The following is a 12,961-nucleotide window of genomic DNA, read 5'->3' on the forward strand; positions in this document are numbered from 1 at the left end:
AGTGTGGTATATTTGGTTATTGTATTTAGTTTATCGATGCAGTAGCCTTGCTTGGTTTTCCAATTACTTTGTAGTTGCCATCACCTTTCAATATGGCCAAAATCTGCGATTGGTTGGTAAACAGATTTTTAGCCGCAGCCAGTTCTTTATCGTATTGGAAACTTTGCTCAATCCTTCCTTTCTCGTAAAAATAACGACTCACAATCTGGGTTTCGAGCACACGTTTAATCTCTGCCTTATGCGTAGCCAAATCTGTTTTTTTAGAAGAAGTAAGTTTGTATTTCAGGTTCTCAAGATCGGTTTTTACTTCGGCCGATTTATTTTCCTTTTCAGCTTCTGCGCGCAAATCAGAAAGCAATCTTTCGGTACGGCTTAAATAGGTTAAATCTTTATCGGCCAAACTACCCGAAAAGGCAGCATAGTCTGCATCAGAAAGCTGAAAGGTTTTTGCCGCAGCTAAACTTGGTTTTTCCTTTTTATATTGGTTGGCATAATTAAAGAAAAGATTTTTACTGAGCATAGAGATCGTAATCGGGCTCAATTTTGCAGCATCAACCACAATATCCGGATAAACACCATTGCCACTGTATACATTTCTGCCTGCTTTGGTTTGGTACATCACCATGGTAGAATCGGCAAAGCGTTCGGCTACACCATCGGCATTTTTATGCGCATAATCTAATTTCTGGATGCACCTGCCTGATGGAGTGTAATATTTAGCTACGGTTACTTTTACCAAACTGTTGTAAGGCAGGTTAAATGTTTGTTGTACCAAACCTTTGCCATAACTGCGCTGACCAATTACAATGGCACGATCTAAATCCTGCAACGAGCCCGCCACAATTTCAGAAGCCGAAGCCGAATTTCCGTTTACCAGCACCACCAAAGGAACTGATGTAGAAACCGGCGCGAAAAGGGTTTTATAGCTAAGCGTTTTTTCTGCGTTTTTACCTTTTTGGGTAACAATCAGCTGATCTTTATTTACAAAAAGGTTCACTATTTTTACGGCTTCCTGCAAAATGCCGCCGCCGTTATTTCTTAAATCGAGTACTACACCTTTTGGATTTTCTTTTTGGATAGCCAGTAAAGCGTCTTTAACTTCCTGACCAGAGTTTTCTAAAAATTTATCGAGTTTAATGTAACCAATGCCATCGCCAACCATACCCGAGTAAGAAACGTTAGGCTGTTTAATTTCCTCGCGGGTTAGTTTTTTGGCTAACTCCTTACCTTCCCTGATCACCACTAAATCAACAGGTGTACCTTTTGGCCCACGCAACAACTGGCTGATTTCGGCACGGTCTTTACCTTTAACGGCTATTCCGTTTATACTTACCAGCTGATCGCCGGGTTTAACCTCGCTTTTATAAGCGGGATAACCCTCGCTAATATCGTTTATAAACAATTTACCATCAATAAAAACGGTGCTGGCCCCAATACCACCGTATTGCGTGCTCACATACTTCAGTTTATAATCTTCGATTTCCGATTCTGGCACATACTCGGTATAGGGATCGAGACTATCGAGCATGGCATCAATCCCCGTACGCATTAACTTGGGCGCATTGGTATCATCAACGTAGTTAATGTTGATTTCTTTATACAAGGAGGCAAAAATATCCAGGTTTTTAGAAACCAGAAACAAATCTTCTTTGAAAGAGAAAGATAAAGCAGCCACGCCAACGCCTGCCGCTAAAAGACCATATTTTAGTTTCTTCATAACCTTATTATTTTGGCCCCAAACGGCGCATTTTAAATAAAAGGCAGCTTATAGGGTAAATTATTTATCGTTTTAGTAGAAACGTAAATGTACAAAAACCAATAAAGATTAAAAACAGCTTATTTGGGGCAGGCGTAAATTAAGCGTTACGCAATAAACCGCCCAAATAATAGCCCGGGCCAGGTCATTTTTTATTTATGCCGGGCAAACAACCAGGCGGGTATCTGAGCCGTAAGCAATAACGGAATGGTGATGAGGTTATGATCTAACTTGTTGTAAGTGGTAAAGTACAAATTTGGGTTGCCTTTCATCTCCTGATATAAATGTTCGCTTCCCTCGTATGGATTTTCATTATCCTGCCTGCCATGAATTAACCACATCGGTTTTTTACGGATTCCATCTATATTAACGAAATCGGGCACTGCAGCAATAGCAACTATGGCTGCAAAGGTTTTAGGAGCCATATTCATCAGGTTTTGTGCAGTAGATGCCCCCATAGAATAGCCGACCAAATAAATGCGATTGGTATCTATCTGCGGATACTTAGCTTTAACCTCGCGGATTAAATCCAGCAATAGATAAACATCATCTGAGGGCTTTGATATTAAGCAATGGCGTATTGAATCTGGGTAATAATTTGATGAACGTGTTTGAAACTGGGGAGCAATAACAAATGCCGGGTATTTGCTGCGTATTTCAGGGCGCAACCAAATCCTGGCCAATGGCTCCAATTGCCTTTCGTTATCTGTACCTATCCGCGTTGAGTTATGAAAGGTAATAACCAGAGGATATTTAAGCTGGCTACTTCCCGCTTCCGGCAATAGTATTCTATAATTAATCGACTTCCCTCCCTTGACGAAAGTCTGCTTCAGGTATGGATCAGCAGATAAATCATTTAATTGTTTTCGGGTTTGGGCCGACGTTAAACTATCAGGAAAGGCATCATTAAATGCCTGTTGTTGTGCAGATACTTTAAGTGCACTTACCCAGAGCAAGAATGCGATTATAAAAGATGCAAATTGCATGAGAAAGCTAGATAAAGCGAGCGCCTGTATGTATTAAACTGACAACAAAAAGCCTAAATGTTGCACTTGGAAGGTAAAACCAGAACCTTAAAGCCTGTTTCCTTTAGTATCGGCCAGCGCTTTCTGAATGGTAAATTCAATATAGGTACGGTCGCGTTTAACCAAACGCATTAAATCTTCAACCAGCTGATCTTCTTTACCGGGCTCAAATGCCAAAGGTTCGTTCGCCAGATCGCGGTATTTCCTTAAGAATTTGGTTTTTACTTTAAATGCGGTTTCAGAAGTGAGTTGAAAATTAGCCATGGCATATTTTATTTGATGCAAAAGTAAAAAATATTTATTCAGGTTAATACCTTTTTATGTGATCTGACAAAAAAAACAGACATTCGCAAAAAATTCTTGCACGATAATTGTGTTAAAACTGCGTTATAAAATCTAACCCGGATCAAAAACTGCCTGATGCGCAAAAAAAGAAGCCATGGGCATTAAATCTTTTTAAAAATGCACACGCGCATGTTTTTGATTTTATAACCTTAAAAATTTAAACTAAAATGAAAAAGATCATCTTCTCTATTGTTTTCCTAACCATAGGTTGGGCAACAGCAAAGGCACAAACTTTTAACCTGGGCGTTAAAGCAGGTGTAAATTTAGCCAAGTTAAATTCGGATTTCGCAAGCGAAGAAAACCGTTTGGGCTATCAGATCGGTGCCTGGGCACGTATTGGCGGAGCCAGTTTTTATGTGCAACCAGAGGCTTACATAGGCAGCAAAGGCAACAAATTTATCAGCTTTCAGCAAGATAACGGCAACGAAGTATCGGCAGAAGGAAAAGTAAAGTTTACCACCCTTGATGTTCCGGTTTTATTGGGAACCAAATTCGGTGCTAAAAACCTCAACTTCCGCTTAATGGCTGGTCCGGTTATTTCATTTGTATTAGATGAAAATTCGACTTTTAGCTCGGCTTACCAACAGGCAACAGATTTTAGCAATTACAAAAACCAGGCACTGGGCTTACAGGCAGGTGCAGGTGTTGATGTAGGCAGCATTTCGGTTGACTTACGTTATGAAGCTGGTTTATCGAACATCAGCAAAAGTGAAAAATATACACAGAAACCAAACCTTTTCCAATTGAGTTTAGGATTTAAGATTTTGTAAATGACAAAAAAGGGCTTGTAAGATGATTTAACAAGCCCTTTCTCATTAAGTCTGATTATTTTAGAATAGTTAAACTCCCGCTTATTTTACCGCAATCCGTTTTCAAATCAATTAGAAAATAGTAAACGCCAACAGAAAGCGGCTTTCCATTATAAGTTCCATCAAACTCTTTTGTGTACCCTCTGGAGTAAAAAAGCTGATTACCAAGCCGGTTAAATATATAAAATTCTGCATTCGGGTAATTTTCTGTACCCGGTATTTTCCAGGTATCATTTAAGCCATCGCCATTAGGGCTGATGGAATTGGGCACGACTAAAACTTTGCTTTCTAGCTGGGTAAAATCCACAACTTCGCTTTTTACTTCGCAGCCATATTGATCTTTGACCCATAACTGGTACTTATCTGGCTTCAATTTTTGAAAATCGAGCGCATTGGCCACCAAGTTACCATTAACATCTACCCAACTGTAATTATAAGGACCGGTTGCCCCTACTACATCTGCTCCCATTACACTTACCCATTTTCCGTCGCAACTAATCATGGGCCTTAATTTAGAAAAATCGATTACGGGGAGCGATGCCGTGCCTATTGTAAAAGTACCCGCTAAATTGATGCAACCGTTACCATTAGAGGCCATTAAACTGTAGGTTCCGGCGGCCACATTGCGTAATATTTCTTCGTTACTAACAATGGTACCCGCCTGATTTATCCAGCTAAAAACCAGTGGTATTTCCGTCTCGTATGCAGTAATACTTACACCACCATTGTTTTCGTTGCAGGTTAGGGGTTTAATTACGGCAGTTTTTGCCTTGTAGTTGATGTCGACATTCCGGATAGTATAAACGGCTGAAATAGACTCGCAACCGCCGGGTTGACCCGCTTTTAAATAATAAGTTCCACCAGGTACATCTTTAAGTTCGCGATCCTGACCAACCAGATTGTTACTGGCATCAAACCAATTGAAGACACTGGCATCGCTAACATCCAGCCTTGTAATACTTCCTGTCGAATTGCCACAAAAAGCATCGGTAATTATTTTATTGCCATCAAAAATCAAAGGCTTTGAAAATGAAGCTGTTGCCCCATCTGCATTGGTGCCTGTACTGGTTATGCCAGCAGTTAATGCGCCCTGATATGTCCATGTTCCATCAGCATTAGTCGGTATAGCGGCAATAAAAGTTTTACCCTGGCAATCAGGGCATTCATCATCGTAAAAAAGTTCGATAAGTGCATTGGGAAGATACGTACCGCTTGCTGAGGTAGCCGTGATGGTTGTAATACGTGAAGTTGTAATACTTTTACCTGCCGGAATATCTTTAAAACCAATGGCAGATAAGGTATTACAGTACATACTATTTTTCAAAATACTTACAGGATAGGAAGCATCGACCCATATTCCGTATTCGTTATAGGCAATCACATTCTGATCAGAAACATCTCGTCCTCCAATAATACCCGACATACAATTGTATAACTCTATTCCGTACCTGGTATTTCCAAAGTTTTCGCCATTTGCCCCCCTGCCAATTACATTCCGACTAATGGTGTAGGGTTGTTTTAAATTATCAACTTTGATCCCCTTTAACTGTGCTGCAATGTAATTATCGGAAATGTTAAGTTTTACATTTTCACCATTAGCAAAAATACCGGTTGACTGCAATTGTGGAAAGGTTTTCGCTTTAACAATATCAAAACCAATTACGTTGAAAGTAATATTGACATTCCCTGCCAGCCCACCCAAAGAAATAGCATTTGAATTGCCCGAAACCAGATTCCCGTAAGCAGCTGTATTACCTCCTATTGTTGAATTGCTGAGGTAACTCAAATCGATCCCAACAACGTTTCCTGCGGGGCTTTTCCCACTGGGGTCTAGACCGATAATGTTGGAAGAAATGGTAATATCGTCTTGCACAAATGGCAGGGTTGGTGAAATAACCGATGTGTAATTATTACCAAAGCCGTTTTGCTTATTCGGCGCACCAATGATGATGTGGGCTGCATTTTTCAAAAAAACGGCCCCTTTTCGTTCGTCAGACGGGACACCTACCTGTGAAGTAAAATTACTGAAGTAGATTCCGTAAATCTGGATATTTTCAGCCCCATCGATAACCAGACCATGGAAGAACGAACTCGCTCCTCTAACCAGTTTAATCCTAATACCCACGCTTTCCAGCAAGGTTGTAGGTTGCGAAGCAGCATCGATGATTAGATTTGAAGTAAGTGCAGGAAGTTCTTCGGTAAGCGTAATGGTTACGTCATTTGGATTAGCTGCGGGAATATTGAAGAGGATAAGATCGGCAGCAGAGATCCCGTTGGCATTAGCTCCGGCAATGGCTTCCCGCAGTGAGCCTGCACCCGCGTTTGCATTATTTACAACTATAAAGGTTGCCGCTGTTGCTTGCAAACCACTCATGCCAATAAGCAGAAAGAGATATAAAACCTTCATTTGATTGCCGCTGATAGGTTATTACAAGATAATAAAATTGACCAACAAGAACAACAAAGCCCCGGTTTTATGAACCGGGGCCTGTTAATGTAATTCAAACTGACTATTGATTGGCAGTATTATCAAGCAATGGCCTGTTTGCTGCTGTAGCAGAGGTTACAGTCATGTCTCCTCTTGCGCCAACAGTAAAAGCTCTTCCCCCCAAAAAGCCTACCACCCCATTTGTAGTTCCATTTCGCGAAATAATGTTGGTTGATGAAGACGGATACCTTACATACAGCTCATAGCTACCTACAGGCACAGCAACAAAGGCAGATCCTGCTTTATAACCAATATTGGTTGCCACAACGGTTTCTACGGCGGTAACTGAATTTTTAATTACAAGGTTCATTGCTGCTGTTCCATTTGGTATGGTATTAACAAAACGAACATAAGATACCGTGTTACTCGAAGTTGAAGGCGGCAGCACATCCTCTAACACAAACGACTCGGCTGTTTTGGTTGTACTGCTGTATATGCCGCAGGTATATAGTGAATAGTATTTGCCATTGGCTAAAACCGGATTTAATTCAGATATAGTAACATTTGCATTGGCAGCCGCCGTTGAAGGTATAATTCCGTTTATTTTATAGGTGCCAGGGTTGATGACACTATAGTTAGAAGCCGGATAAACTCCTCCGTAAGCGGTTCCGGTTGTACTTTCAGACCCGGTAGCACTCAGTATACCCGAAACCTTTGTACCATTGGCATAAAAATTTACAGAAGGTGCGCCTGAGGCAAAATTGAAATATTTAATCCTTGAAATGCTTGCTGCGTCTACAGGTATATCAATAACTTGTATGCTATTGTCTTTCTTACATGAAGAACCAAAAACGGTTACGAGCGTAACTGCCAGTAAACCTATATATTTTATTTTCATAATTGAGCTAATTAAGGTTGAATAATCCAGGTTTGTTTGGTATGGTAATCGGTTGCCAATCCGCCTATTACACTTAATGCATCCCTGTTCCAAACATATTCTGAGTTATAACGCGGACGAATTCTGTAGGCTGGCTTACCTGCATTATCAGAATATAAAGTTGTAGGAAAAACATAGCCGAGATAAACTTGTTTTCCAGTGGCCGGATCGGCATCAGTATAGTGAAATCTCCTCAAATCCATCCAGGTTTCTAAATGCCCCCAACCCCATTGTGCAATATACTTTTGGCACATAATCTGTGTTAAGGTTAAATCTGCTGCCGCTGCAGGAACAATAACTGTTGAACTCATATAAGCCGTTTTTTCGGCACTTGTTATCTGAGTTGGAGACTGATTATCTTCTATATTCCTCGCGTTCACAAAATCGATATGTGCTGAAATACCATTTTTATATGCAGCTAAAGCTGTTTCTTTATCGCCTTTTCTATATGCTGCTTCAGCTTTAATAAACTGTAACTGGGCATAGGTCATTACCGGTAGCTTGCACTTATCAGAGAAAATATATCTTCCCTGGGTATTGGCAGCCGGTGCAGAAATTGATGCAATATTCCAGAAGTTATTAGGTAACTGACTTGCAGTGAACGCACCAGTTCCTGCCCCTGTTACAATCCCCCTGTAATTACCATCAGGTGATGGAGCTAACATACGCGTCATTCTTGGATCTACAACACCGGTAAACTGCGTTCCATTCATCAGGTTAACAATAAATGGTGTTTGTCTATAGGTTTGCATATTACCCCTTGTTGGGCCTAAAAAATTCCTGTCGTCATTTCCGGTAACCCCTGGATAGGCCATTAACGCGTCGTCTGTATTGCTGGTAAAAGATTTATCAACTGCAGCAATTACATCATCAGGTTTGTAGCCTGCTTTGTTACTGTAGTGATTCAAATTTAAGGCCAGCATGGCATAGGCTAATTTTGTCCACTTTGCCCGGTCGCCTTTATAAATCAAGTCGGTTTTACCTAAAAATGCAGCATCTACAGCTCCATCGGTTCTGGCTAAATTGGCAATTGCAGCGGTTAATAAGCGCTGTACCTCCTGATAAGCGTACTCCTGAGTATCATAATTAAACAGATATTTAGTCGGGTCTATCGCTTCTTTAACAATAATCTCTCCGTGTACATCTGTTAATGATTGCCATCCCCAGGCTTTTAAAATCTGACCTACGCCTAATAAATCCCATCTTTGCTCAGCTTCAGCTTTAGTATTCATATCTACTAAATTCTGACCCAAGCTCCAATATACATCTCTCCAAAGTTCGGCCCCATTATCAGAAGCAGGGTCGTAACCTTGCAAATCCCATGTTGTACCACTAGTTGTGGAAGTCCAGTTTTGGGTATATCTTCCTATAAATCTGCCGTCGTACTGGGGAGCTGTTACCATCCAATGCAACATTGGCGACAAATACAAATTTGCAGTTACAGTTTGTGGTGCATTTGGATTGGTGTTTACATCCAGATATTTCTTGCAGCTACTAACAGTGAATAAAAATCCTGTCAGGAGTGTTATATATATATATTTCATAATCTTTTCCATTATAATCCAATCTTAATTCCAAAGTTTAAACCAATAGGCATTGGAAAATTACCATAATCAATACCCGAAGCGCCAGAGCCTCCTACAGCAGCAGTATTTCCATTAACAACAGGATCCAAACCAGTATAGTTGGTAATTAAGAACAAATCAGTACCTGTAACAAAAACACTTGCGCTTTTCACAAAATTCTGTTTCTTAAGCAGTGTTTGAGGAAGCTTGTAGCTAAAAGTAACATCTCTCAACCTAATCCAATTGATGTCTTTTTCTATAAATAACTCTTCACTTGCTGTAGAATAGAATGTATTTTGATAGTAAGGAACAAAGGCGATATTATTAACCGTTGGGTTTGCACTATTTTCTCTGCCATCCTGTAATACTCCAGGAATAATTCTTGGTGTCATCCTATCAACAGTATTGGTACCTAAACCAATGGTTGTTAAGAAGTGTTGTGTTGCGTTTAATACATCACCACCTTTTCTGATATCGAGCAGGAACGACAAGGACATGTTTTTATAAGTAAACGTATTCGATAAGCCTATGGTAAAATCAGGCTGCCTGTCATAACCTCCTTCAATAAACGTAGTAGAACGTACCGGAACTCCTGTTGTTGGATTGATTAATAACTGGCCCTGATTATTTCTTAAGTAAAAAAGTCCGGTTAATGATCTGGTCGAATTTCCGGGCGTATTACCATTACGCACATTGGCATACAACCAGGTATCAGATACATACGACTCAGGAAGCGCGTTAGGAAGCGAAAGCACTTTGCCTCTTGCCGATTCGAAATTGGCTAAGACATCCCAGTTAAAATCTTTTGTTTTTACCGGTGTTCCGCGTAACGTTAACTCAATACCCTGATTCCTGGTAGAACCTCCGTTAAGGTTTAGTAAAATAAAACCTGTTGCATAACTGCTTCTGATATCATTTACAATCTGATCGGTGGTTTCTTTGCGGTAAACTGTTACGTCAAGTCCTAATCTGTTGTTCAGGAAGCCCAGTTCGGCTCCAAATTCGTATGATTTTGCAAACTCAGGCTTTAAACCCGGGTTTGGTCCGGTAAATCCATAACCATAACCTCCGCCAGAAGTTGTTTTATTCTCTAATGTAGGTACATAGGCATATGGACGGGCGTCTTTACCCACATTGGCATAGGCTGCCCTTAACTTACCATAGTAAAACACACTTTTAAGCCCTTTGAAAGCTGGCACATCGGTAAAAACAAAACTTCCTTGTACTGATGGATACCAGAAAGAATAACGGTCAATCGGAATAGTAGAAGTACGGTCGTTCCTGATGGTTCCTGTTAAAAACAAATAGTTTTTATAATCAAAAGTAGCCCTACCAAAGAAGCTTACCAGACGACGCTGGCTAATCGTAGTTCTTACCAGTTTTGTAGCAACGTTATTTAAAGAATTAAAGTTAGGATCTAAAAATCCTTCGCCGTATCCAGCATCAACATTCGATTTCAGATTTTGCAATGAGTTACCGAGTGTGGCATCAAAAGAAATATCTTTAGTTAGTTTCTGCTTGTTAAAATTAATTAAATTCTGCAGGTTAATATTGCGGGTAACATCGTTGGCAACATCAATTGTTCCGCCCCTGCTAAATGCCGAAGCACTTTCCGGATGGCGAACAATTAAGTTTTGATTGGTATAAGAATCCATACCGATATTGGTTTTAATATTTACCCATTTAAACGGAGTAATGGTTAAACCCAGATTGGAAATGATTCTGCTTGTTTTTGAATTGATAATATTCTTGTTTACGTTGAAATAAGGGTTATCAATTTCAGCGTTGCCTGCTGATCCGAAAGCCAGCAATTTTCTGGTTCCGGCAGGTGTAAGGTAATTTGAGGCATCATCGGTTTGTGGCCAGGCCAGTAAGCCCAATAAAGGACCTATACTACCTTTCAACGGTTGATCATTCACCGCATAGCTGTAATTCATAGACAAATCAGTTTTTAACCAGCTATTTACAATGCCCTGCGATGCACCGGTTAAGTTAATTCGCTGATAATCTGAATTTGGAACTACCCCACTTTGATCGGTATAAGCACTTGAGATACGGTAGTTAACTTTATCTGAGCCCCCTTCAAATGAAAGGTTATGCTTTTGGGTAAAGCCTGTTTGAAAGAAATCTTTTACATTATCATAAAACTGGGTTCCTTCTGGATAAGCTGGTCCAAAATACTGATAAATATTATTTAGGGTAGATACAGAGCCGGGAACCCCACTACCTCCCAAACCATATTGTTTTTGAATTTCCGGATAGGCCCGGGTTGCCTCAACCCTGAAACTGTTGCTATAATTTACAGCACCAGCGCCTGCCTTTGCCCTTTTTGTTGTAATTACGATCGCTCCGTTTGCCGCATCAATACCATAAAGTGCAGCCGCTTCCGGACCTTTCAAAACCACTAAACTTTCAATATCCTCAGGGTTGATATCTGCAGACCTGTTGGTAAAATCTACTCCCCGGTTACTAAAAGCAGTATTTGAGCTGGCATCAGATACAAATGCAGATGTGTTTAAGGTTTTATTGTCAATCGGCAATCCATCTACAATCATTAACGGCTGGTTACTGCCACTAATTGAACTTACACCACGGATGGTTATAGAAGATGAAGCGCCAGGTACCCCTGAAGAACTGGTTACCTCAACCCCTGCAACTCTTCCCTGCAAGGCATTAATAAAGTTCTCGCGTTGTGTTTCAGCTATTGCTGCACCGCTAACTGTTTGTTGAGAGGTACCAAGCTCTCTTTTCTTCACGGTATTGCCCAGTGCGGTAATTACAACTTCATCCAATCCTTTGGCATCTGATTTCAATGCAACATTGATCGTTGTGTTTCCACCAACTGTTCTTTCAACAGTTGTATATCCTACAAAAGAAAAGACTAAAACATCTGTTTTTGAAGCTTTAATTGAATAGGATCCTTCCGCTCCGGTTTGCGAAACAGTGGTACTTCCTTTTACCCGGATAGAAACACCAGGTATTGGTCCGTCTTCTGACGTAACCCTACCGGTAATGGTTATTTGTTGCGCAATGGCATGAGCCAGCAACAAAAACGTACCAATAAATAATAGTAGTAGTTTTTTTTTCATAAACTGCCTGTTTAGGGAATGAGATGAATTGTTTAGTTGTTTTAGTTAGTTTGCCAAACACGCATAATAACGCATTTTAATGCTAATATCATAAATGTTTTGGAATAAAAAAACTATTTAACAAACTATTTAACAGCAACTAACAAAATTTAATTGCAAAAACACGCAAAAACACGCAACATTTAGGAAATCTAAAAATCTTTGTTACATTCGCTCAACCAGACCAATATTTTATGCTGAAGAAAGAACGCCATGATTTCATTATGCGCCAGATTAACTTGCACAACCGCGTGCTCACCTCTGATCTGGTACAATTACTAACCGTTTCGGAAGATACCATCAGGCGAGACCTGCAGGAACTTGTTGATGCAAACCTGTTATATAAGGTGCATGGTGGTGCCTTATCTAAATCTTACCACAGCTCTTTTGATGACAGTACGGTTTATGCCCGCGACAGCAAGATTGTAATTGCGAAAAAGGCCATTAACCTGATCAAAGATGGGATGGTGGTTTTAACCGGAGGCGGTACAACCATCCTGGAACTGGTAAAACAATTACCTCAGGGTATTTCGGCCACATTTTTTACCATTAGCCCGCTGGTGGCGGTAGAACTGGCAAAATACAACAATGTTGAAGTGATTTTAATTGGTGGCCTGTTTTCTAAAAATTCGCAGGTTACCTATGGCGGACAGGTAATTGCCCAGCTTTCGGAAATAAAAGCCGATTTATGTTTAATGGGAACCAGCGCAATACACCCGGAAGAAGGTTTAACCGATACTTACTGGGAAATTAACCAGTTAAAAAAAGCCATGCTGGCCTGCGCAAAAAGAACAGCGGTATTGTGCATTTCAGAAAAACTGGACATTGCCCTGCGGTTAAGGGTTTGCCCGCTGGAAAGTATAAGTTACCTCATAACTGAACTGGATATCAATGACGAAGCGCTTTCGCGATACCGCGAAAAGGAATTAAATATTTTATAAAAAAGCTTCCCTGATTAAATCGGGGAA

At 40.4% G+C, this 12,961-nt stretch carries 9 protein-coding genes; 2 read left to right on the forward strand and 7 right to left on the reverse strand.

Annotated features, from left to right (window positions below):
• Window positions 1–25 precede the first annotated feature (25 nt).
• The 3 genes from OC25_RS15355 to OC25_RS15365 form a co-directional block, all read right to left on the reverse strand.
• Window positions 26–1,717 (reverse strand): S41 family peptidase, encoded by a 1,692-nt coding sequence (locus tag OC25_RS15355; protein ID WP_039477713.1) that lies wholly within the window; start codon window positions 1,715–1,717, stop codon window positions 26–28.
• A gap of 191 nt (window positions 1,718–1,908) precedes the next feature.
• The gene (locus tag OC25_RS15360; RefSeq protein WP_039477715.1) at window positions 1,909–2,742 is read right to left on the reverse strand and encodes a carboxylesterase family protein; all 834 of its coding nucleotides are present in this window, start codon (window positions 2,740–2,742) and stop codon (window positions 1,909–1,911) included.
• An 87-nt stretch (window positions 2,743–2,829) separates the two neighbouring features.
• On the reverse strand, window positions 2,830–3,045 hold the full coding sequence (locus OC25_RS15365; RefSeq protein ID WP_039477716.1) for a hypothetical protein: 216 nt from the start codon (window positions 3,043–3,045) through the stop codon (window positions 2,830–2,832).
• Between the two features lie 248 nt (window positions 3,046–3,293).
• On the opposite strand from OC25_RS15365, the gene OC25_RS15370 reads away from it, so the two are divergent.
• Window positions 3,294–3,896: a porin family protein gene (locus OC25_RS15370; RefSeq protein ID WP_039477718.1), complete on the forward strand. Its 603-nt coding sequence runs from the start codon at window positions 3,294–3,296 to the stop codon at window positions 3,894–3,896.
• A gap of 55 nt (window positions 3,897–3,951) precedes the next feature.
• Here OC25_RS15370 and OC25_RS15375 read toward each other — a convergent pair whose 3' ends face one another.
• The 4 genes from OC25_RS15375 to OC25_RS15390 form a co-directional block, all read right to left on the reverse strand.
• The gene (locus OC25_RS15375; protein WP_039477720.1) at window positions 3,952–6,342 is read right to left on the reverse strand and encodes a T9SS type B sorting domain-containing protein; all 2,391 of its coding nucleotides are present in this window, start codon (window positions 6,340–6,342) and stop codon (window positions 3,952–3,954) included.
• A gap of 103 nt (window positions 6,343–6,445) precedes the next feature.
• Window positions 6,446–7,261: a DUF4397 domain-containing protein gene (locus tag OC25_RS15380; RefSeq protein WP_039477721.1), complete on the reverse strand. Its 816-nt coding sequence runs from the start codon at window positions 7,259–7,261 to the stop codon at window positions 6,446–6,448.
• A gap of 11 nt (window positions 7,262–7,272) precedes the next feature.
• Window positions 7,273–8,844 carry a RagB/SusD family nutrient uptake outer membrane protein gene (locus OC25_RS15385; RefSeq protein WP_039477931.1) on the reverse strand — a complete coding sequence of 524 codons (1,572 nt, stop codon included), beginning with the start codon at window positions 8,842–8,844 and terminating at the stop codon, window positions 7,273–7,275.
• Window positions 8,845–8,855: 11 nt separating this feature from the next.
• Window positions 8,856–11,954: a SusC/RagA family TonB-linked outer membrane protein gene (locus tag OC25_RS15390; protein WP_039477722.1), complete on the reverse strand. Its 3,099-nt coding sequence runs from the start codon at window positions 11,952–11,954 to the stop codon at window positions 8,856–8,858.
• Window positions 11,955–12,187: 233 nt separating this feature from the next.
• On the opposite strand from OC25_RS15390, the gene OC25_RS15395 reads away from it, so the two are divergent.
• Window positions 12,188–12,934 carry a DeoR/GlpR family DNA-binding transcription regulator gene (locus tag OC25_RS15395; RefSeq protein WP_039477725.1) on the forward strand — a complete coding sequence of 249 codons (747 nt, stop codon included), beginning with the start codon at window positions 12,188–12,190 and terminating at the stop codon, window positions 12,932–12,934.
• Window positions 12,935–12,961: the final 27 nt, after the last annotated feature.

The organism is Pedobacter kyungheensis, from assembly GCF_000812965.1.
GTDB classification, from domain to species: domain Bacteria; phylum Bacteroidota; class Bacteroidia; order Sphingobacteriales; family Sphingobacteriaceae; genus Pedobacter; species Pedobacter kyungheensis.

Bases quoted from the DNA above. Each gene is read 5' to 3' on its own strand.
- OC25_RS15355 (WP_039477713.1), bottom strand. From the start codon at position 1,717: ATGAAGAAACTAAAATATGGTCTTTTAGCGGCAGGCGTTGGCGTGGCT.
- OC25_RS15360 (WP_039477715.1), bottom strand. From the start codon at position 2,742: ATGCAATTTGCATCTTTTATAATCGCATTCTTGCTCTGGGTAAGTGCA.
- OC25_RS15365 (WP_039477716.1), bottom strand. From the start codon at position 3,045: ATGGCTAATTTTCAACTCACTTCTGAAACCGCATTTAAAGTAAAAACC.
- OC25_RS15370 (WP_039477718.1), top strand. From the start codon at position 3,294: ATGAAAAAGATCATCTTCTCTATTGTTTTCCTAACCATAGGTTGGGCA.
- OC25_RS15375 (WP_039477720.1), bottom strand. From the start codon at position 6,342: ATGAAGGTTTTATATCTCTTTCTGCTTATTGGCATGAGTGGTTTGCAA.
- OC25_RS15380 (WP_039477721.1), bottom strand. From the start codon at position 7,261: ATGAAAATAAAATATATAGGTTTACTGGCAGTTACGCTCGTAACCGTT.
- OC25_RS15385 (WP_039477931.1), bottom strand. From the start codon at position 8,844: ATGAAATATATATATATAACACTCCTGACAGGATTTTTATTCACTGTT.
- OC25_RS15390 (WP_039477722.1), bottom strand. From the start codon at position 11,954: ATGAAAAAAAAACTACTACTATTATTTATTGGTACGTTTTTGTTGCTG.
- OC25_RS15395 (WP_039477725.1), top strand. From the start codon at position 12,188: ATGCTGAAGAAAGAACGCCATGATTTCATTATGCGCCAGATTAACTTG.